This is a genomic window from Mesorhizobium sp. WSM4312 (assembly GCF_002294875.1).
Taxonomy (GTDB): Bacteria; Pseudomonadota; Alphaproteobacteria; order Rhizobiales; family Rhizobiaceae; genus Mesorhizobium.
In genome coordinates this window covers 237,435-258,861 of record NZ_NSFU01000008.1, presented here as the reverse complement: position 1 = coordinate 258,861, position 21,427 = coordinate 237,435, and the positions used below count along the sequence as shown (strand labels likewise).

Sequence of the window (21,427 nt, the reverse complement as noted above, 5' to 3'; positions counted from 1 at the left end):
AATTGTCCAGGCGTATTGCCAGTGTCGGCACCAAACCGCAGGTGCAGAGGGGCGAGCGGGTGACAGTCGCACAGCCGCAGGACGCCGAATGGCTGGCAAAGATACACAAGCAGTTGCTTGCGGACGATTCCATCCAGTTTGACCTGCCGACGCTGGTGCAGCCCGAGCCGCCGGAATGGCTGCGGCCTTTCCTGGAAGCATTGGCGAAGATCGGCCCTTACATGATCTACCTGTTCTGGGGCGCGGTGATCGTCGGCGTCGCGGTCATCGCGCTTCTCGTTGCCCTGGAGGCCAAGGGCGTGGCATGGCGCCTGCCGTGGCGGCGCGCCCGCAAGCAGGCAGAGGCGGAAGAGGCATGGCGCCCGGATGTTGGTGCCGCGCAGATCCTGCTGTCCGAGGCCGACGCGCTCGCCGCGCGCGGCGACTATGACGAAGCGGTGCATCTTCTGCTTCGCCGCAGCGTCGCCGACATTGCAGGGCGGCTGCCCGACTTTCTGCGCCCGTCGCTCACCTCGCGCGACATCGCCAGCGCCACATCGTTGCCGGCGCGGGCACGCAGCCCCTTCAGCGAGATCGCGCGCATCGTCGAGGCAGCGCTGTTTGCCCGCCGGCCGGTCGGAGCCGATGGCTGGCAGCAGGCGCGCGGCGCCTATGAACGCTTCGCCTTCAGGGATGCCTGGACATGAGCGCGCCGGCGGTCGAGGCCGCGCAGGAACCGTTCAACCGCAAAACCCTGTTCTGGGGCATTTTTGCCAGCCTGTTGGCGGCGGCGGGATTTTTCCTGCTGTCGACCTACGCGCCGGATTTTCGCCAGCCGGAAGGCGGCGGCACGCCGCTCTCCAAGGGCGGCTCCGGCTATGCCGGGCTCGTCGAATGGCTGAAACTCGCCAATGGACAGGCGCCACCGATGGCGCGCAGCGAGGAAGCGCTCAGCTCCGGCCTGGCGTCCGAATTCCTGCTGATCGTCACCATCGCGCCAAACAGCGACCCGGGCGCGCTGGCAAGAATCATCAAGCTTCGCTCGGGCAAGGCCACGCTGTTCGTGTTGCCCAAATGGATCACCTTGCCGTTGCAGGACCATGAAGGCTGGGAGATGAAGCTCGAACGGCTGCCCGATACCGCCGTCAATGACTGGCTCGGGCGCATCGCCAAGGCCAAGCTTGGCGAAGGCAAGAGTTCGGTCGGGCAGATCGACGTCGCCGGCCGCATGGTCGCCGCGCCGGAAGACCTGCAATGGGTCGCGGACGATCACCCCTTGATCGCGGCGGGCAATGGCAAGGCCGTTCTCACGGAGCTCGACGAAGGGCCGTTCTACATCCTGACCGACCCCGATCTTATCAACAACGCGGCGTTGAAGGATCCGCAAAAGGCGGCGGCGGCACTCGACATCATCGCCATGCTGGAGCCCGGCAAGGGCGCGGTGATGTTCGACCTGACGCTGCATGGCGTCGGGCAGAAATACGATCTTGCCAAGCTTTTGGTCGAGCCGCCCTTCCTGGCGCTGACGCTGTCGGTGCTGGCGGCGGCGGCCCTCGCCTTCCTGCATGGGCTCGGCCGGTTCGGGCCGCCGCGCACCGAGGCCCGGGCGATTGCCTTCGGCAAGCGGGCGCTGGTCGACAGCACGGCGATGCTCTTGAAGCGCGCCGGGCGGCTCGGGGAGCTCGGCGATCGGTATGCGGCGCTGATGCGGGCGCGTGCCGGCGCATTGCTCGGCGCGCCGCAAGGCTTGCCGGGCGAAGCGCTCGACCGCTGGCTCGATTCTCGCGACCGAAGCGAAACGCAGGGCTTCAGCCGTCGCTTCAAGGCCGCGAGCGAAGCCAGGAATCTGGCGCAAATGCATCAAGCAGCGGAAGCGCTGCATGACTGGACGACAAGGAGGCTCGGTGAACGTCGATGATGTGAAGGCCCTGGCGACCGCGATCAGGGAAGAAGTGGCGAAAGCAATCACCGGGCAGCGCGACACGGTCGATCTGATGCTGACGGCATTGTTCGCCGGCGGTCACATATTGCTGGAAGGCCCGCCGGGAACCGCCAAGACCATGACCGCGCGATGCTTCGCGCAAGCGCTTGGCGTCGCCTATGGCCGCATCCAGTTCACGCCCGACCTGATGCCTGGCGATATCGTCGGCTCCAACATCTACAATTTCCAGAGCGGGCAGTTCACGCTGACGCGCGGGCCGATCTTCTGCGACCTTTTGCTTGCCGACGAGATCAACCGCACGCCGCCGAAGACGCAGGCCGCCCTTCTGGAGGCCATGCAGGAACACGCCGTCACTTTCGACGGCACCACGCATGCGCTCAGCCAGAACTTCATGGTGGTGGCGACGCAGAACCCGATCGAGCATCAGGGCGTCTACCCCCTGCCCGAGGCACAGCTCGACCGCTTCCTGTTCAAGCATCGGGTGAGCTATCCCGATCTCAAGGAGGAACGGGCCATCATCGTCCATCATGGCGGCGGCACCGCCTCGCACGATATTGCGCAATACGGCATCAACGCGCAGACGGACCGCAAGACGCTGGAAACAGCACTTGCCACGGTTGGTGACGTGACGCTGGTCGACGATGTCGTCGGCTATATAGCGGCCCTGGTTCGCCGCTCGCGCGAAAGCCCGGACCTTGAGGTCGGCGCCAGCCCGCGGGCGGGCGCCATGTTAGCCCGGGCCGCACGCGCCAGGGCGGCACTCGACGGCCGCGCCTATGTCATCCCCGACGACGTCAAGGCGCTCGCCATACCAGCGCTGCGCCACCGCGTCATCCTGTCGCCGGCGGCGGAGATCGATGGGCGGCTGGTCGAGCAGATCGTTTCCGACCTCGTCGACCAGACGGAGGCGCCGCGTTGATCTACCCGACCGGCAAAGCGGTGTGGGCAGCGGCGGCGGGGGCGATCCCTGCCTTCCTCATCGCGCTTGCGCTGCCGCATGTCTGGTACCTGGGCCTGCTGTGGATCTGTGTGCTGCTTGCATTTCTCGCGGTCGACGCGGCGGCCGGGCGTGGGCGTGCCTCGCTCAGCGCCAGTCTCTCGGCGCCACCGCAGGTCGGCGTCGGCGGGCGCTTTACCGTGCATGTCGCGGCCAGCCTCGGCCAGCAGGCGCGCGTGCTGCAAGCGCGTGTCGGCCACGATCAGCGTGTGGAGCCGGTCGGCCGCACAGGCGGCGCGTTGCCGGCGAATGGCGGCACGCTCGATCTCGAATTCACGGCGCGCAGGCGCGGCATTGCCAGTTTCGACCAGGTCTGGCTGCGCTGGAACGGCCCGTTCGGGCTGACCTGGAGCCAGGTCGTGCTGCCGATGGACCGCAAGGTGGCGGTACTGCCCGACGTCAGCAGCGCGCGCGACGAGGCGATCACTTTGCTGCAGCGCTCCGCGCTGGCCGACGGCCACGCGCAGAGGCGAGCCGGCCAGGGCCGCGAGTTCGAGGCGCTGAAGGACTATCAGCCAGGCATGGGCCGGCGGATGATCGACTGGAAGCGCAGCGCCCGCCACGGCAAGCTTCTGGCGCGTGAGTTCAGGATCGAGGCGAACAACAACATCGTGCTGGCGATCGACAGCGGCCGGCTGATGTGCGAGCCGGTCGACGGCGTGCCGAAAGTCGACCGGGCGGTGACGGCGGCACTTCTGTCGGCCTTCATAGCGCTCAAGGGCGGCGACCTCGTCAGCCTGTTCTCCTTCGATGCCACGCCCCGCGTCTCGAGCGGCGCGGTGCGCGGCTCGCCGAGTTTCACGATGATCCAGAAGCGCGCCGCCGAGATCGACTATTCCGGCGAAGAGACCAATTTCACGCTGGCGCTGACGACATTGGCGGCCAAGCTCGACCGTCGCTCGCTGGTCATCGTCTTCACCGATTTCGTCGACCCGATCAGCGCCGAACTGATGCTACGCACCGTCGGCCGGCTGACCGAGCGGCATCTGGTGCTGTTCATGCTGATGAAGGATGTCGAACTGGAGACATTGGCCGACATGCAGCCCGCGAAACCCGAGGATGTGGCCCGCGCGGTCACCGCGGGTGGCCTGCTTCGGGAACGGCAAGTGGTGATCGGGCGACTGCGGCTGCTGGGCGCGCATGTGATCGAGGCCGACCATCAGCGGCTCGGTCCGGCCTTGGTCGAGCGCTATATCCAGCTCAAGGAGGAGAACCTCCTATGACGCTGCCCGCCGGCACCGATGCCGTACGCCAGTCGCTGGCAAGCTTCCGCCAGGAGCGCGAGGCCGACTGGAAGGCGTTCGAGGCGCTGCTGGCCCGCGTCGAAAGACGCGCGCCGCGCACGCTTTCTGAAGACGAGTTGCTGTCGCTGCCATTGCTCTACCGTTCGGCGCTGTCCTCGCTCTCGGTGGCCCGTGCGACATCGCTCGACAGCGCGCTGATCGCCTATCTGGAGGCGCTCAGCCTGCGCGGCTATTTCTATCTCTATGGCGCGCGACGAAGTTTGAGGGAGCGCATCGGCGATTTCTTCCTGCGTGACTGGCCGGCGGCGATCCGCGATCTGTGGCGCGAGACCTGGGTGTCGGTCGCACTGACGGTGATCGGCGCCATTGCCGGCTACTGGCTGGTGGCCTCCGACAAACGCTGGTACGACGCCATCATCGCACCCAGCCTTGCCGGCGGGCGCAATCCGGATTCGTCGACCGAAGTGCTGCGCAGCGTGCTCTACGATGGCGGCAGCAGCCATTTCCTGTCCGGCTTTGCCGCCTATCTGTTCACCCACAACACGCAGGTGGCGATCCTGGCCTTTGCTCTCGGCTTCGCCTTCGCGGTGCCGAGCGTTCTGATCATCCTGATGAACGGATGCATGCTGGGCGCGCTGTTCCAGGTCTATGCGGCCAAGGGGCTGGGCTTGGAGCTTGGCGGTTGGCTGTCGATCCACGGCACGACGGAGCTGTTCGCCATTGCGCTGGCGGGCGCGGCCGGCATGCGCATCGGCACGCGCATCGCCTTCCCCGGCGAACTGACCCGGATGGCTGCCGCCGCCCAGGCCGGGCGGGTGGCGGCGACCGTGATGGTCGGCGTGATGATGATGCTTCTGTTTGCCGGCCTGCTCGAAGGCATCGGCCGGCAGACGATCACCAGCGATGCGACGCGCTACGCCATTGGCGGCGGCATGCTGACGTTGTGGATCGCCTATTTCTACCTGTTCCGGATGGTGCGACATGGCAACGGCTAGGAACCCTGCCGAGCTGACAAGGCCACTGATCACGCCGGAAGGCGTCGACCTCAGGATCAAGCTGGCGGACGCCGGTACGCGGGCTTCGGCCTTCCTGCTCGATGTGGTGATCATCGTCGCGGCCGCTGTTGCGGTCACCCTCGTCGTCATCTTCGGCCTCGGCGGCCTTGGCGTGAAGGAGGCGGAGCCGCTCTTCATCGTCTGGATCATCTTCATCTTCCTGCTGCGCAACGTCTATTTCATCACCTTCGAGGCGGGCCGGCGGGCCGCGACGCCCGGCAAGCGGATCGTCGGCGTGCGGGTCGCCTCGCGCAGCGGCGCGGGTCTCACCATCGACCAGGTGATCGCGCGCAACCTGATGCGCGAGATCGAGGTTTTCCTGCCGCTGTCGATCATCGCCGCGCGCGGCGGCGCCGGCGTAGCCGACACGCTGTCGACGATTTTCGGCCTGGTGTGGTCGCTGCTGTTCTCGCTGTTTCTACTGTTCAACCACGACCGGCTGCGCATTGGCGACCTGCTTGCCGGAACCTGGGTGGTGGAGACGCCGAAATTCAAGCTGGTCGAGGACCTTTCGCAGCGAAAGGATCCGGTCGCCAAGCGCTTCCCTTTCAGCCCGGCGCAGCTCGACGCCTATGGCATCGCCGAATTGCACAAGCTGGAAGAAGTGCTGCGCCGCGACGATTATTCTGCGATGAAAGCTGTGGCGGAAACGATCGGCCGCAAGATCGGCGCGAGGATCGAGCCGATCGATTCGAAGGCCTTTTTGACCGCCTACTACGGTGATCTGAGGGCGCATCTCGAGCGCAAGCTGCTGCTCGGCAACCGCAAGGCGGACAAGTATGCGCGGTAGCAACCTACAGCCTGCGGGACTGCCATGAACACATCGCCATCCGACCTCGAACTCCAGGAAATGGAGGCCCGGGCGGCCATGGCCCAGCCCGGACCGTGGAAGTCATGGATCGAAGGCCGGGATTTTCTAAGCGGATCGAATTTCATTCAAATCGGGGCAGGAGCTGGCCGAGGCGAAGATATCGAGCTGAGCGGCGCTACTGTCGCCGACCAGGATTTCATAGCAGCCGCACGCCAGGACATCCCTCGCCTTGTGGCCGAAGTCCGCAGACTTCGCGGAATCCTCGATCGTCAGGAATAAGGAGGCAGCGAGGCCTGCCCTACCTCAGCCACTTCTCATAGTCGGCCACCAGCAGGTGCACCGGGGCGACATCTTCGTCGATGTTGGAGAAGCGGCCGATCGGCTCGCGGAAAACATTGTCGGTGAGATCGTCGTTGACGGTCGACACCTCACCGATCAGCACATCCTTGCCCTCGGCCCAGAAGGCATGCCAGACGCCCGGCAGCAGCGTGACGCTCTGGCCCGGGTCGAGCTTCAGCAGGCCGCCAGCCGGCAGCCGGTGGATGGTTCCATCGACGGGCACCGACACCTCGGCCTTGAGATCAATGCCGCCGTCGCGGTCGTGCATGAACAGTTCCAGCACCAGCTTGCCGCCGCCACGGTTGATGATGTCCTCGGCCTTGATGTTGTGGCGGTGCATGGGCGACAGCTGGTCCTTGCGCGAGATCATGATCTTCTCGGCATAGAGCATGCCCATGCCCTTCTTCATGTCCTCGTAGCGGCCGTTGCGCACGGTGAACAGGAACAGGCCGAGCTCGTTGAATTTTTCCTGGCCGTAATCCGTGATGTCCCAGCCGAGTCGCGAGGTATAGATCGCCGAGGAATCGACCTGGCGCGCCTTCATCTCCTCGGGCGACCAATAGGCGAAGGGCGGCATGATATAGCCGAACGAGCGGATGAAGGCGTCGGCTTCGCGGATGATGTCGTTGATGGCGGAGCGTTTCATGATCGTGACCCTTCGTGTGGATTTTTTAGACAAATCGCATAGCCGAACGCCGCTGCGGTGTCGATCCATCTCGCCGTGCCCGCGCCTGCGCTACTCGCGGATGGCCCAGCGGTCCGGTCCGCTGGCCGCATGACATCAAGCACTTTCAGGCTCATAAACCCTGCGAATTCTCACAGGGATAGAAGATGCCGACCGTCCACGATCTCGATACGCCGTCGATCCTGATCGACGCCGCTCGCGCCGAAGCCAACATTGCCCGCGCACAGGCCCACGCCGACAGGAACGGACTGAAGCTGCGGCCGCATATCAAGACGCACAAGCTGCCCTATTGGGCGAAGAAGCAGGTCGCGGCGGGTGCCGTCGGCATAACTTGCCAGAAGATCGGCGAGGCCGAGGTGATGGCCGATGCCGGATTGTCCGATATTTTTCTACCCTACAACATTCTCGGCCGCGCCAAGCTGGAACGGCTGAAGGCGCTGCACGGCCGCGTAACTCTGTCGGTCACTTCCGACAGCATGGACACGCTGGAAGGGCTGGCGGCCACTTTCACCGATACCGGCCATCCTCTCCAGGTTCTGGTCGAATGCGACACGGGCATGGGCCGCTGCGGCGTGCAAACGGCTGATGAGGCGGTTGCGCTGGCAAGGCTGATCGACAAGGCCGGTGGCCTCGCCTTCGGCGGGCTGATGACCTATCCAGCCGCTGGCCGCGCGGCCGAGGCCGAAGCCTGGCTTGCGAAAGCCAAGCAGGTGCTGGCCGCTTCAGGCCTCGCTTGCGAACGCATCTCCAGCGGCGGCACCCCGGACATGTGGCGCTCCAGCGATGCATCGGTCGTCACCGAATATCGTCCTGGCACCTACATCTATCTCGACCGCTACCAGGTCGCCAAAGGCGTGGGCACCTTGAGCGATTGCGCGCTGACGGTGCTGTCGACGGTGGTCAGCCACCCGACGGCAACCCGCGCCATCCTCGATGCCGGCAGCAAGGCGCTGTCCAGTGACACGCTGGGGCTGAAAGATTTTGGCGAGCTCCTCGGCGCTCCCGACGCAAGGGTCACCGGGCTCAGCGAAGAACATGGCACTGTCACGCTTTCCGGCGACGCGAAGCTGCGCATCGGCGAGCGCGTGCGCGTGGTGCCCGACCATTGCTGCGTCGTCACCAATCTGTTCAACGAGGTCAACCTGATCGACGGCGAGCAGGTGCTCGAAACGTTGCCGGTGGCAGCGCGCGGGCTGATGGCCTGACCGCCTACGGTCCAGTGACAGGTGGGTTTCAGGCCGGTTGCCGCTCCGCCTGCCGAGCCGCTACCCGCCGCATGGCGATCACCCGGCGGCGGCGGATTTCGGTGCGCATCGCCATCAGGTGCAGCGTGAAGAACAACGCCGTGAACCCGACGGCCATGACCAGCAGCGGCCAGAGCAGGCTGGGGTCGATGGTCGGGCCGCCGAGGCGGAACACCGAGGCCGGCTGGTGCAGCGTGTTCCACCAGTCGACCGAGAATTTGATGATCGGGATGTTGATGAAGCCGACCAGCGTGATGATGGCGGCGGCCCACGCGGCGCGGCTGGCGTCGTCGAGCGCACGGGTCAGCGCGATGATGCCGAGATACATCAGGAACAGCACGAAGACCGAGGTCAGGCGCGCGTCCCAGACCCACCAGGTGCCCCACATCGGCTTGCCCCAGATCGAACCGGTAATCAGCGCCAGTGCGGTGAAGACGGCGCCGATGGGGGCCGCCGATTTCAGCGCGACATCGGCCAGCGGATGCCGCCAGACCAGCGTGCCAAGGGCTGAGACCGCCATCAGCGAGTAACACATCATGGCGAGCCATGCGAAGGGCACATGGATGTACATGATGCGCACGGTGATGCCTTGCTGGAAGTCCTCGGGCGCGGCGAAACTCATATAAAGCCCGACGGCAAGGACGAGCGCGGCGATCGTCGCCAGCCACGGCACGACCTTGTCGGCCAGCCCAACGAAGCGTGTCGGGTTGGCAAGGTCCATCCAGCCAGTCAGGCGTGAAGTCGTATCGCTCATGCGGCTTTACATAGACCGCCGGCGCGATTGGGGCAATCGAGCGGTGGTGTCGCAGGCCGGTGAAACCGCCTTTGGATGTCCACCAGAAGGATGACTGGACTGCCCCCTGTTGACGGTCATTTTCAATCTTCTCTTTTGGACAACAACTGCGTCGAGAAGACCACCTGTTTGCAAATGAGCGGTTGCACGAGGAACGAAGGTAATCACCCCGAGGGTTGAGCGGGAGGGACTATTCGCATTACTATCCATTCCGTAGAATTTGGCTCCCTGACATACAGGCGGGCCTCTGACCGTGGAGCCGCCGTCGACAATTTATCGACGAGTTGGTTGATCATTTTGAATGAATGGTCGGGCAATATCGAAGAGATCGCATACCCAACGTCGGTCAGCACATAGATTGGTAAGGTGAGTTTGCCCTCATCAAGTTGAAATATGGGGTTTGGCCCAGAAATCTCAGGGAACGCGTCAGTCTTCGAAAGTGCGACTGCCGATGCGTCAAAATTCCAGAACCATAGCGGCACACCACCTCCGTCCACGATTTCATTCGATCGGCGAATTTGCCCCAATCCGACTTCAACTATCAGACCAGCGCTGGTGAGGTTTACGCTCTCTGTGAACAACAATTCACCAAAGAGGATCTTGGGAATGACATTGTACAAACGACATTCGCAGAGACGCTCGAACAACTTCGCCGTTTGCGGGTCCAATTCGTCGATTACTCGCAACACCTTTCCAGAAAAGGTATTTGGTTTACGAATTTCGGCCGCAAGGACCCTTCCCCATTTTTCCCTAAGTTCGTCGCTGGTCGCTTCTTCGGCATAGCGTTCAAATCGATTGATGAATGCATCATCGAGTTTGTCACCGCCGGAAGCTGAGTCTTTTTCTGACGGTGGTTGCCGGCGGAGATCTTCTACAGCTTTATCTACCACAGCATCCTTATTTGTTTGCTTTGCAAACACCGAGCCGAGGTGACCGTGCATTGCCCTTTCCGCGAACTCTGGATCGGTCTTCAATCGCTCCAATCCCATCGCAGTTATGGCTTCGATTGCTTTGACCCGCCCATCGGTTACTGCTCGCTTCTCCGCAGTCCGTGCCTCGATCGTGACATTCAACGTTTCGACTATGTTGCCACCCAGACGGTCAACGGCAGCCACGAACCGGCTCTTGGCACTGGCCTTGACACCTGTCGGTGTTATCTCGGCAGAAACCGACGTTTCCTTATCCAAGTGATCGTCGTTCATAGTCCCCCCATGGGGCTACAATAGAGCAACGAGTCAGGAATGGGGAAGGCGTTCTAAGAAATATTCAACGTCACCGCCCGATTCGGTGAGCCAACCTCACGCATCCGACCGGACAACTACTAGGTATCGCCGTATCTCCGTTGCCTTTTAATTGCGGGAACCAGGCCGCCTAGTTAAGCGGCCTCGCCCTGCACGGAGCGGCTGAGGCGGCGGACTTCCTCGTCGTTGAGCAGGCCGCCGGCGCGCAGCAGGCTGGCAAAGCGGCCGTTGCGCAGCGACAGTTCGGCGAAGCCACCCATTTCGACCACCCTGCCCTTGTCCATGAACACGACCAGATCGGCGTCGCGAACAGTGGTCAGGCGGTGGGCGATGATGAAGGTGGTGCGGTCGCGCCGCAATTCGTCGATCGCTTCCTTGACGCGGTCCTCGGTCTCGACGTCGAGCGCGCTGGTCGCCTCGTCGAGCACCAGGATCGGGGCGTCCTTCAGCACGGCGCGAGCGATGGCGATGCGCTGGCGCTCACCGCCCGACAGCTGGCCGCCACGTTCGCCGACCACCGTGTCGTAGCCATTGCTCTTGGCCAGGATGAAGTCCTGCGCGGCAGCCGCGACGGCCGCGGCATGGATCTCGTCATTGCTGGCTTCGGCACGGCCGACGCGGATGTTGTCCTCGATCGAGCGGTTGAGCAGTCCGGCATCCTGGAACACCGTGGCGATCGAATGGCGCAGCGACTTGCGGGTCACGGTGCGGGTGTCGATGCCGTCGATCAGGATGCGGCCGCTGGACGGCGAGAAGACGCGCTGCAGCAAATTGATCAGCGTGGTCTTGCCGGCACCCGTCGGTCCGACAATGGCGACGGTCTGGCCGGCCTGAACCTCGAAGGATACGTCGCTGACGCCCTGTCCCGAATTGGCGAATTCGAAGCAGACATCCTCGAAGCGGACATGGCCGGTGACATTGGTGAGATCGCGCAGGCCATCCGGCTCGGCGGCATCGGCGGCCGAGTCCTCGAGCTTGTAGAACTCCTCGAGTTTGGCGCGAGCCTCCGAAATCTGGTTGGCGAAAGCCGACATCTGGTCGAGCCGCGAGATCAGCAGCGTGGCGAAGCCGGTGAAGGCGATGACATCACCGACGCGCAGCTGGCCATGGGTCACCAGATAGGCGCCGATCAGAAGCACCACCATCATCGAGATGGTCGACGAGAGGCGATTGAGCGCATTGGCGATGGCCCACCAGTCGAGCACCGGGTTCTGGGCGTCGAGCAGGTTCTTGACATAGCGGCGCAGAGTCTCGGCCTCATGGCCAAGGCGGTTGTAGCTCTGGAGAACGGCGACGTTGCTCACGGAGTCCGTCACATGGGCGAACACCTTGTGATAATGGCGCTCCACGGCGGCCTGGCCCCCCTTGGTGCGCTTCATCACCAGACGGCCGATGCCGACATAGAGCACGCCAAGCGCGAGCAGCACCATCGACATACGCACATCCATGCTGAGCGCCGTCGGCACGAGCAGGACGAGCGCGACAGCCGTGGACAGATGCTGGCGCATGAATTCGAGCCACAGGCTGAACAGCGTCTCAACGGCACGCAGCAGCGTGTGCAGGGCGTTGGACGTACCGCGCTGATGATGCCAGGCGAGCGGCATGGTGATGACGCGCTCGAACGACTGGCACAGCACTTCGCTGCGCCGGGCGTGAGCAAAGCGGTCGGCGCCGCGCGCCACCAGGACGAAAGCGATGACGTTGAAGGCGCCCAAACCGGCCCATACGGCAAGCGTGGAGAATACCGACCCATGCGCGGAGATGGCATCGATCACCCGGCCAAACATGATCGGCTCCAGGATGGCGATGGCGGCAAGTGCGACATTGGCGCCGCAAATCAGCGCGACGCGCCTCTTGTCGGCGGCCAGATAGCCCAGCGCTCTCCAATAGATCTGCAGAAGTGACACTTCAGCTACTCCGCCAATTCTCTACTGTGCTCAATGCGGTATTGTGCACTGCACCATTGCTTGACACGTAACGGTTGACGCGTCGCAAAACAATGCCCGTCTATCGCTTCCGTTCCCATTTAGCGAACAAAAGATGACGACGATGCGAAATCTGACGTGATCACCTAACGGTTTGAGATAAAAGGTGAAATGTCAGCCTTGCGGCAAAATCATGGCAGTGGCCGAGCGCTGCCACATTTTTAATCACGGCAGGCTTGCATGAAGTGTCAGGCGACGCCTGGCGGACCCTGGCGGACGCCGTCAGCGACCGCACGCAAGTAAACATTCGCGGCATCGCGCGTCCCGAAGGACGCGCGATCTATCGACCTAAGACGTTGATTTTACGCCGGTATCTTGACCACGACCTCAGTCTGGGTGCCGGCTTTCGGTTCGAAGGAGGCGGACTTTGTTTTCGAACCATCGACTTCGAGCGAGATCGTCTTGGTTTTTTTGTCGCGAACGACGTGAACCTTGATCTCGGCGCCCAGCATCTTGAGGGAAGCCTGGTAGCCATCCCAATGGCTGGGCAGTTTCGGCCGAAACGTGATCTGCTTGCCGCGCCGTTCGATGCCGAGGATGCCTTCGACCGCTGCCCGATAGAGCCAGCCCGCCGAGCCGGTGTACCAAGTCCAGCCGCCGCGCCCGCCCTTGTCGTCTCCGGCATAGATATCGGCGGCCACCACGTAGGGTTCGACGCGGTATTGCTCGGCCGAGGCCTCGTCGGAGGCGTGGTTGACCGGATTCAGCATCGAGAAGCAGCGATAGGCTTCGTCGGTTTGCCCCATCTCGGCCAGCGCGATGACGAACCACGTCGCCGCATGCGTGTACTGGCCGCCATTCTCGCGCACGCCGGGCGGATAGCTCTTGATGTAGCCGGGGTCCTTCTGCGTCTTCGAGAAGGGTGGCGTGAACAGTTTGACGATCTTGAGCTTGTCGTCGACGAGCAGGCTGGTCGCCTGCTGCATCGCCGTCGTCGACCGCGCCGGGTCGCCCTCGCCTGAAAGCACGCTCCAGGACTGGGCGATGGAATCGATCCTGCACTCTTCGGAGGTGCGCGATCCCAAGGACGTGCCGTCGTCAAAACTGCCGCGCCGGTACCACTCGCCGTCCCATGCCGTGCTCTCGAGCGCCCGCTTCAGCGCCTCGGCATGCTTTGCCCAGGCCTGGGCGCGCTTGTTGTCGCCCTCGCCCTTGGCGACGGCGGTGAAGTCGCCCAGCGTCTTCAGCAGGAACCAGCCCAGCCACACGCTCTCGCCCTTGCCGTGCTCGCCGACACGGTTCATGCCGTCGTTCCAGTCACCGCCAAGGATCAGCGGCAGGCCGGCAGGACTGCTGCGCTTGATGGCCAGGTCGAGCGCGCGCGCGCAATGGTCGTAAAGCGACACCGTCTTCTTCGAGATTTCGGGAGTGAAGAAGGCGTCATGCTCGCCCTCCCCCAGCGCCTGCCCGTCGATGAAGGGCAGTTGCTCCTTGAGGATGGCGGCGTCGCCGGTCACGGTGAGATAGCGCGCCGTGGCGTGGGCCAGCCAGACCACGTCGTCGGAAATCAATGTGCGCACGCCGGCCCCGGTGCGCGGCAGCCACCAATGCTGCACGTCGCCTTCAGGGAACTGCCGCCGCGCGGCGTTGAGGATCTGATCGCGCGCCAGTGTCGGATCATGCGCCAGCAGCGCCAGCGTGTCCTGCAACTGGTCGCGAAAGCCGAAGGCGCCGCTTGCCTGGTAGAAGGCCGAGCGGGCGCGGATGCGGCAGGCAAGGCTCTGATAGGGCAGCCAGTGATTGACCATGGCATCGAGCGCCTTGTCCGGCGTCTCGACCTGAATGGTGTCGAGGAAACCGCGCCACTCGCGCTCATTGTCGGCCAGACGCTGATCGAAATCCTTGCCCCGATGCGTCTGCACCAGCGCGCTTGCCTGCGCCGGGGTGTCGGCATCGCCGAGCAGCCAGAGCAGCGTGACGTCGCCGCCGGCCGGGATCTCGACGTCGCGGGCGATCGCCGCGCAGGGATCGTCGCCGGCCTCGACACGGCCCGACAGGGCCGCGCCGGTCAGCACAGCCTGCGGCAGTTCGCTGGACCCGTGCCGGCCGAGGAACTCCGACCGATCCGATGTCACCGAATGGACAGCGGCGTCGGCGGCCAGGAAGGCGACGCGCTCGCTGAAATCGAGCCCATAGGGGTTTTGCGCCAGCAATGCGCCGGTCGCCCCGTCGCGGGATGGGACGATGGTGGCGGCCGTCCGCGACCGATGTCCGCCAAGCACCCATTCGGCATAGGCATAGACGCGCAGCCGCGCCGGCACCGGGCCAGAATTCTGGATGCGCAGCCGCGTGATCTTCACCGGATCGACGGGGTCGACCACATGGGTCAGGTCCATCGATAGCGGCCCGCGCTTCGAGCGGAAGGTGGAGAAGCCCTGGCCATGCCAGGCCTCGTAGGTCATCGAGGGATCGCGCACCACCGCGGCGATCGGCGAGAACGCCCTGCCGCTGGCCTGATCGTAGATATAGATGCCCTCGCCCGGCCGGTTCGAGACCGGATCGTTGGACCACGGCGTCAACTGGTAGTCGCGGCTGTTGCGGCTCCAGGTGAAGGCTGCCCCCTCGGCCGACGTATGGAAGCCGAACGAGGCGTTGGAGACGACATTGATCCAGGGCTGCGGCGTGGTGCGTCGGCCGGCCAGGCGCACCACATAGTGACGTCCGTCGCCGTCGAAACCGCCAAAGCCATTCCATTGGCTGAGGCCAGAGCCATCGGCACTGACATCCGCCACGTTCTGCGGGGCAAAGGCATGCGCCGCCGGGATTTCGCGTGGAGCCGGCAATCCGATGGACGGCAGGCCGTCGCGCGCCTGCAAGGCAGCCGCCTCGGCCCGTTCGATCTGATCGAAGATGGTGCCGTTGCGCGTATGCAGCACCACCCGGGCGACGGCGAGCAACGTCTTGTAGGTGGTCTCTTCCATCAGGTCGCGGCGCACCGCGAAAATGTGCTGGCGGGGACCGAGTTCCTTGCCGCGCAGACGGCTGTTTTCGCACAGCGTCTCGACCGCGCGCTGCAGATCCTGGACATAGGACGAGGCCTGCTCGTTGACGACGACGAAGTCGATCATCATGCCGCGGGTGCGCATATATTCCTGGAAGCGCAGCGCCTGGGCGACGATCTCCAGATCGGCGACGTCGCCGATCCTGACCAGGAAGATCGGAAAATCGCCCGAAATGCTGGTCGGCCACAGGCTCGACTGCTTGCCGAGGCCCGAAGCGATGGATTCGGCCGGCAAGCGCAGGAACGCGTCGGGATAGATCAGGTAGCGCGCCAGTTTCTGCACATTGGCGGCGTCGGTCAGGCTGAGGCCCATATGGCGCGTCTGCACCTGGCTGCGCGTCCAGGCCAGCATGGCCTGACGGGCAAAGCTCTCCTGATGGTCGAGACGGTTTATCGCCTCTTCCAGTTCGGTGCGGTTGGCCCCGACCACGGTCCAGAAGGTCAGGGATATCTTCTTGTTTGCGGGCACCCGCACCTGACGGCGCAGCGAGGCGATGGGATCGAGCGTAAAGCCGGAATGACCGCCAAGTCTGGCGCCCGGATCGAAAGCGGCGGCATCGACGATCGAGCGGCCACGGCCGATAAAGGCGCGCCTGTCGGTCTCGGCCTCGGCATCGCGCGCCGGACCCGACGGATCGGTGACGAAATGCACCAGGTTGATATCGGGCTCGCTGGTTTCGCGCTTGCGGCGCGTGGCGAAGATCGCTCCGTTGTTGGCGGCGATTTCAGTCTCCACGAACATCTTGGAGAAGGCCGGATGCGCGTAATCGGAGGCCTCCAAACCCAGCACCAGTTCGGCAAAGGACGTCACCTCGATGAAACGATCGGACGTGCTTTCATTGTAGAGCGTGATGCGACGGCCCTCGCCATTGCCTTCGGAAACGACGATGCATTCGACCTCGGAGCGCAACGTGCCGACCAATTTGACGAAGCTCGCCTTGTCGTCGGAGAACAGGGTCTGCACCTTCTCCTCGGCCGCGCGCTTTGGCTCCGCCGTTGCCGACCACCAGTCTCCAGTGCTGACGTCACGCAGGAAGATGTAGGAACCCAGACGATCCTCGACCGGGTCCGGCTGCCAGCGCGTAACGGAAAGGTCGCCCCAGCGGCTGTAGCCGGAGCCGGTTGCCGTCACCATCACCGAATAGCGGCCGTTCGACATCACATTGGTCGAACGCAGCGCCCGCAGCGGATCGAGCACGATGCGTGTGTCGGGGCTCTCGGTTTCGGTCTCGTCCTTGGCGCGCTCGTCCGCTTCGGTCCTGACGGTCGCGGTCGGGATGTCGCGCGGCGCCCTTTCCTGCAGCAGGAGTTCAGCCGATTCGATGACCGGATCGCTGTGGAAACGGTCGCGCAGACGACCCTCGAAGATCGCGTCGGCGACCGCCGCGATCGACATGCCCGAATGGTGCGCATAGTAATTCAGCACGACCGCGTGGTTGGTACCTTCAGGCACGCGCTGCGGCGTGAAGTCGACCGCATCGTAAAAGCCATGCGGGCCAAGCGCACCGATGCCGCGCAGACGCGCGAGATTTTGCACGGCTTCGCGCGGGTTGAACTGCGCCGCCATTATGGTGGCGTAGGGCGCGATCACCGTGTTCTGGCCAAGACCGCGCTTCAGCCCAAGCCCGGGCACGCCGAAATTGGTGTACTGGTAGGTCAGTTCGCGGTCGCGGGCGTTGTAGGCCGCTTCCGAGATGCCCCAGGGCACGTTTTTCTGGCGACCATACTGGATCTGGCGCTTGATGATCAGCTTGCTGGTCTGGTTGAGGATCGAGCCCTGCGCCTCCTTCATCACCAGTGGCGGCATCAGATATTCGAACATCGAGCCCGACCAGGACATCAGCGCGCCCTGGAAGCCGATCTCGACGATCGGACGGCCGAGCCGGAACCAATGTTCGGTCGGCAGGTCGCCCTTGGCGATGGCGAACAGGCTGGTCAACCGCGCCTCGGAGGCGAGAAGGTCGTAGCAGCTTTCGTCGAGCTGGTGTTCCTCGACCCGGTAGCCGATCGACAGCAACTTGCGTTCCGGCCGCATCAGGAAGGCGAATTCCATCTCGAAGGCGAAACGACGGGTGCGCTCTCGCAAGGTTAGCAGTTTGGCACGCAACGCTTCGACAGCGTTGTCGTCGCTGTGGGCATCATGGACATGTGCCTCGCATGTGGCTTCCAGCCTCGCCGCCCAGTCGACGATGACGTCGCTCTGGGCCGAGGCCGCCTCGGTGTGGATGGCGGTGGCCAGCTTGCGGATCTCGCCCGCCAGCACGGCGAGGTTGATGGTGCGGATCGAGGCCATTTCCGGCTGCGCCTTGATCGTCTCGACGGCGCGCCGCATGCCGTCCAGGCGATCGACGAGACGCTGGCGCAGAGGCCTGAGCTGACGGCGGTCGTCGGGCAACTCATCGAGGCTTTCGCTCAGGATGGTGACCGTGTCGAGAATGCCTTCGAAATCGCCCTGGAGGTGAACGGAAGGCGCTTCCGCCCATTCGGCACAGGCAGCCGCCACAGCCACCAGATGGCCGGCGAGATTGCCGCTGTCGACAGCCGAAATGTAGAGCGGGTAGAGCGGCTTCAGCGTCGTGGTGTCGTACCAGTTGAAGAGATGGCCGCGGTGGCGCGGCATGCTCTCTATGGTCGTCATGGTGGCGTCAATGCGGGTGATGGCATCCGACAGGCTGATCCAGCCGAAATCGCGCGCCGAGACCACCGACAGGAGATAGACGCCGACATTGGTCGGCGACGTGCGCGGCGCCACGACCGGCGCCGGGCTTTCCTGGAAATTGTCCGGCGGCAGATTGTGATGCTCCGCCGTGACGAAGCTTTCGAAATAGTGCCAGGTGCGCCGCGCAATAGTGCGCAGCGTGTGGATATCGGCCTGCGATATGCGCAGCCGGTCCTCGGTTTCGGCCGAGCGGCTGATCCAGCTGGCGATCGCCGGCGAGCCTATCCAGAACAGGGCGAAGAAGAAGGCGACGAAGGCGCCGGTGGAATCGGCCAGCACCGGAATGGCCAGGCCGACGAAGCCGATGATCACGGCGCCGTACATCATGCCGTAATAGGAGCCGACATCGTTGTCGCCGGCCTTGTGGGCCTGGGAAGCGGTGCGCCATTCCAGGAGATTCTGGCGGCTGACGAACAGCCGGTAGAGCGTGCGCACGATGGCGTCGCCCATCATCCAGGCGTTGTGCGCCATCAGCACGATCTTCAGGGCCACCATGGCGGTGCCGAAGGCGACATCGCGCGCCAGCGCCGAGAAATGGCCGCGCGGTGTCTGGTCGCCGCTCTTGGGCAGGATGGCGTTGACGACATCGAAGGTCGGCGCCATGAACAGGCTGAGGATCAGCAGTGCCTGCCATTGCGCGGCCTGTGTGAAGGGCAGCAGGGTCCAGCCGGCGATCGCCGCCATCACCCAGAAGGTCGGCGTCAGCGAGCGGCGCAGATTGTCGACCATCTTCCAGCGCGACAGGGCCGGAACACCGGAACGAGGATCGAGGATGAAGCCCAGCAGCTGCCAGTCGCCACGTGCCCAGCGATGGTGGCGCGAGGCGTCGACCGAGTAGCGAGTCGGATAGTCCTCGACCAGTTCGACGTCGGTGACCAGTGCCGCGCGCGCCAGCGCGCCTTCGAGTAGATCGTGGCTGAGGACGGTGTTTTCCTCGATGCGGCCTTGCAGCGCGGCTTCGAAGGCATCGACATGATAGAGGCCCTTGCCGGTGAAGGACCCATCGCTAAAGACATCCTGATAAAGGTCGGAGACGGCGAAGACATAGGGGTCCAGGCCGCGATTGGCCGAGAACACACGCTGGAAGAACGAGGCCTCGTCGCCTGATGTCAGCGAAGCGGTGATGCGCGGCTGCAGGATCGTGTAGCCGGCGGTGACGACGCGCCTGGCGGCGTCGAAATGCGGGCGGTTGAGCGGATGGCAGAGCTTGCCGACGAGGCTCGCCACCGCATCGCGCGTGGTGCGCGTGTCGGCGTCGAGCGTCATCACATGGACGACTTTTTCCGGCAGCGGCACGTCGAGCGGCAGGAAAGTCGTGTCGCTGTCGCCACGCAGCAAAAGGTCAAGCTCATGCAGCTTGCCACGCTTGCGCTCCCAACCCATCCAGGCCCCTTGAGCGGCGTTGAAGAGCCGGCGGCGATGCAGGATGTAGAAGCGCGGCGCGCCTTCCGTGGGATAGCGGGCGTTGAGACGGGCGATCTCGGCACGGGCATATTCGAGGATCTCGGTGTCGGCCGCATCGATCTCGATCTTGGAGTCGGGCCAGTCCGACAGCAGCGCGAAATGGATCTCGTCCACCAGATTGGCAAGGTAATGGACTTCGAGGTTGCGGATGTTTTCCTCGACATCGTCGCGCGAGCCGATGAGCGATGGCACAACCACCAGCGTGCGCGCCTCGGGCGGCACACCGTGCCTGTAGTCGTAGCCGATCAGGCGTGTCGGCTTGAGGAAGAGCGAGACAACCGTGTTGAAGAAGGCCAGCGCGCCCTCGCTCGCCGGCACGGCAAACAGCGCCAGCATCAGGACGATCGAGGCCACCGAAAGGCCGAGATTGGCCAACGCGTTGCCGGTGACGACAAGAAGCAAGGCCGTCAGTGCGAAAACAGGCAGGACGATGCCCAACCATCCGGTCTTGGCGAAGGTCCGCTTGACCGTCTGGCTGATGGTGAGCCGATAGCCGATCGCTTTTTCCAGCTCCAGACGGCGCGGACCGACGAGGAAGAAGCCGACATCGGTATGCGCGGACGGAGCCGGAGCTGAATCGTCGCCATCGCCGGCCGATACGTGTTCGCTGGCGGCGTGTTCGCTAGCGGCCTGGCCGGCCAGTTCGATCGCCTTTTCGGCGACGCGGTATTCCGACAGGTTCGAGCGGCGGGCCAGTTCCTCGATCGCGGTGCGGTATTGGTCGCGCGAGAAGAAGTCGAGCGCGGCAAAATCGGTGCGCTCGCGCAGCACGGTGTCGATGCGGCTGACGCCTTCGAACCACACCGTCCAGTCGACGTCGTTGATGAGGCGCAGGCCGCGGATGATGTTGCCGGTCGTCACATTGCCGCTGGACAGCGTGTGATGCTCGGAGATGATGATCTCCTCGGCATCGGAACCAGTCTTTTCGAGCTCGCCTTCCAGCCATTCCAGGGCTTTGCCGGCATTCTGCGAGCCATCGCGCAAGCGGTAGAGAAGCTGCGTGGCAAAGGTTGTGTCCTGCGCGTGAGTGCTGAAATTGGCCAGGATCGCCTGGCGGTCGGCACTCTCGTCGGTCGCCAGCACCTTGTCGGCCACATCGTTGGCGATCTGGCGCATCTGGCGGGTGCGATTGACCCTGACGGCCAGCCGGCGGAGATTTTCGATCAGCACGAAGCGCAAAAGCGACGGCAGCGCCCAGAGTTCACCGATCTTCAGCGGCTCGACCGACTGAAAACCCTGGACGATGGACTTGAACATGGTCGCCGAGACGGAACTGTCCGAATGCGCCACATAGGTCCAGGCCAGCGCCAGCGCGCGCGGCACGGTGCCGCCGTCAGGCAGTTTCAGCGTCGGCAGCTGACGATAGAAGCGGCGCGGCAGGTCGCGCTTGACCTGGAAAATGGTCTCCTCGACCAGATAGTTGTTATCGAGCAGCCATTGCGCGGCCGGAGTGATCGTTTCACCCTTTGCCTGCGCCGCATTGGTCGAACGGTAGACTTCGAGGATCTTCTTGGCGCTGTCACGGATGCGGGCCTGGAAATCGAATGGAATCAGGCCGAACAGGTCGGCGAGATCGCCCTTTGCCAGGCTTTCGCCGAGCAGCCTCAGGCGCTCCTCCGGCAGGAATGTCGACCTTATCGGCTCTTCCGTGATGGCCGGGAAGCTCGCGCTTGTCTTCTCGATCTGGGCAGGATTCGTCTGAATATTCATTGAAAATTCCGTAAGCGGGCACTCAGCGGCGTCACCGCCACGGCAATGGCCCTAAAACCGGTTCAAATGCAATTGGTTGCATCAACCCCTATGCCGAAAGTTTGTTTCCGCACCACGACAGAGCGTCATCTTTCGACCAAACTCAAAGACGAGCGCCCCTCGCTCTCGTCAGGATCGATCGACGGAGAGGATTCGGGCTTTTTCGTGATCCCGGCAGG

General features: G+C 63.9%; 13 protein-coding genes. 8 read left to right on the top strand and 5 right to left on the bottom strand.

What is annotated here, in order from left to right; genetic code table 11:
• Positions 1-59: 59 nt before the first annotated feature.
• Genes CK228_RS15650 through CK228_RS15620 form a run of 7 tightly spaced genes read left to right on the top strand, consistent with a single transcriptional unit; the run spans position 60 to position 6,307 of the window.
• A complete protein-coding gene (locus CK228_RS15650; RefSeq protein WP_179295928.1) occupies positions 60-686 on the top strand; it encodes a DUF4129 domain-containing protein in 627 nt (208 codons plus the stop codon).
• Positions 683-1,897 carry a DUF4350 domain-containing protein gene (locus tag CK228_RS15645; RefSeq protein WP_095788409.1) on the top strand — a complete coding sequence of 405 codons (1,215 nt, stop codon included), beginning with the start codon at positions 683-685 and terminating at the stop codon, positions 1,895-1,897. Before CK228_RS15650 ends, CK228_RS15645 begins: the two co-directional genes overlap by 4 nt.
• Positions 1,884-2,840: a MoxR family ATPase gene (locus tag CK228_RS15640; protein ID WP_095788408.1), complete on the top strand. Its 957-nt coding sequence runs from the start codon at positions 1,884-1,886 to the stop codon at positions 2,838-2,840. The genes CK228_RS15645 and CK228_RS15640 overlap by 14 nt, the downstream gene beginning before the upstream one ends.
• On the top strand, positions 2,837-4,141 hold the full coding sequence (locus tag CK228_RS15635) for a DUF58 domain-containing protein (RefSeq protein ID WP_095788407.1): 1,305 nt from the start codon (positions 2,837-2,839) through the stop codon (positions 4,139-4,141). Before CK228_RS15640 ends, CK228_RS15635 begins: the two co-directional genes overlap by 4 nt.
• On the top strand, positions 4,138-5,157 hold the full coding sequence (locus CK228_RS15630) for a stage II sporulation protein M (protein WP_095788406.1): 1,020 nt from the start codon (positions 4,138-4,140) through the stop codon (positions 5,155-5,157). Before CK228_RS15635 ends, CK228_RS15630 begins: the two co-directional genes overlap by 4 nt.
• The gene (locus CK228_RS15625; RefSeq protein ID WP_095770487.1) at positions 5,144-6,007 is read left to right on the top strand and encodes an RDD family protein; all 864 of its coding nucleotides are present in this window, start codon (positions 5,144-5,146) and stop codon (positions 6,005-6,007) included. The genes CK228_RS15630 and CK228_RS15625 overlap by 14 nt, the downstream gene beginning before the upstream one ends.
• A 24-nt stretch (positions 6,008-6,031) precedes the next feature.
• A complete protein-coding gene (locus CK228_RS15620) occupies positions 6,032-6,307 on the top strand; it encodes a hypothetical protein (protein WP_179295927.1) in 276 nt (91 codons plus the stop codon).
• Between the two features lie 19 nt (positions 6,308-6,326).
• On the opposite strand, the gene CK228_RS15615 is transcribed toward CK228_RS15620, so the two are convergent.
• Positions 6,327-7,013 carry a D-lyxose/D-mannose family sugar isomerase gene (locus tag CK228_RS15615; protein WP_095770488.1) on the bottom strand — a complete coding sequence of 229 codons (687 nt, stop codon included), beginning with the start codon at positions 7,011-7,013 and terminating at the stop codon, positions 6,327-6,329.
• Positions 7,014-7,198: 185 nt separating this feature from the next.
• Between CK228_RS15615 and CK228_RS15610 the strand changes: the two genes are divergently transcribed.
• The gene (locus CK228_RS15610; protein ID WP_095788405.1) at positions 7,199-8,257 is read left to right on the top strand and encodes a D-TA family PLP-dependent enzyme; all 1,059 of its coding nucleotides are present in this window, start codon (positions 7,199-7,201) and stop codon (positions 8,255-8,257) included.
• A 28-nt stretch (positions 8,258-8,285) separates the two neighbouring features.
• Here CK228_RS15610 and CK228_RS15605 read toward each other — a convergent pair whose 3' ends face one another.
• The 4 genes from CK228_RS15605 to CK228_RS15590 all read right to left on the bottom strand — a co-directional run bounded on the left by CK228_RS15605 (position 8,286) and on the right by CK228_RS15590 (position 21,209).
• Positions 8,286-9,050: a heme ABC transporter permease gene (locus CK228_RS15605; RefSeq protein ID WP_095788404.1), complete on the bottom strand. Its 765-nt coding sequence runs from the start codon at positions 9,048-9,050 to the stop codon at positions 8,286-8,288.
• Between the two features lie 203 nt (positions 9,051-9,253).
• Entirely contained in the window at positions 9,254-10,291 is a 1,038-nt protein-coding gene (locus CK228_RS15600) for a DUF2806 domain-containing protein (protein WP_095788403.1), read from the bottom strand.
• Positions 10,292-10,464: 173 nt separating this feature from the next.
• Positions 10,465-12,237: a glucan ABC transporter ATP-binding protein/ permease gene (locus CK228_RS15595; RefSeq protein ID WP_095770491.1), complete on the bottom strand. Its 1,773-nt coding sequence runs from the start codon at positions 12,235-12,237 to the stop codon at positions 10,465-10,467.
• Positions 12,238-12,617: 380 nt separating this feature from the next.
• Positions 12,618-21,209 carry a glucoamylase family protein gene (locus CK228_RS15590; protein ID WP_095788402.1) on the bottom strand — a complete coding sequence of 2,864 codons (8,592 nt, stop codon included), beginning with the start codon at positions 21,207-21,209 and terminating at the stop codon, positions 12,618-12,620.
• Positions 21,210-21,427: the final 218 nt, after the last annotated feature.

Coding starts and splice junctions, on each gene's coding strand:
- CK228_RS15645 (WP_095788409.1), top strand. CDS start 683: ATGAGCGCGCCGGCGGTCGAGGCCGCGCAGGAACCGTTCAACCGCAAA.
- CK228_RS15630 (WP_095788406.1), top strand. CDS start 4,138: ATGACGCTGCCCGCCGGCACCGATGCCGTACGCCAGTCGCTGGCAAGC.
- CK228_RS15625 (WP_095770487.1), top strand. CDS start 5,144: ATGGCAACGGCTAGGAACCCTGCCGAGCTGACAAGGCCACTGATCACG.
- CK228_RS15620 (WP_179295927.1), top strand. CDS start 6,032: ATGAACACATCGCCATCCGACCTCGAACTCCAGGAAATGGAGGCCCGG.
- CK228_RS15615 (WP_095770488.1), bottom strand. CDS start 7,013: ATGAAACGCTCCGCCATCAACGACATCATCCGCGAAGCCGACGCCTTC.
- CK228_RS15610 (WP_095788405.1), top strand. CDS start 7,199: ATGCCGACCGTCCACGATCTCGATACGCCGTCGATCCTGATCGACGCC.
- CK228_RS15605 (WP_095788404.1), bottom strand. CDS start 9,050: ATGAGCGATACGACTTCACGCCTGACTGGCTGGATGGACCTTGCCAAC.
- CK228_RS15600 (WP_095788403.1), bottom strand. CDS start 10,291: ATGAACGACGATCACTTGGATAAGGAAACGTCGGTTTCTGCCGAGATA.
- CK228_RS15590 (WP_095788402.1), bottom strand. CDS start 21,209: ATGAATATTCAGACGAATCCTGCCCAGATCGAGAAGACAAGCGCGAGC.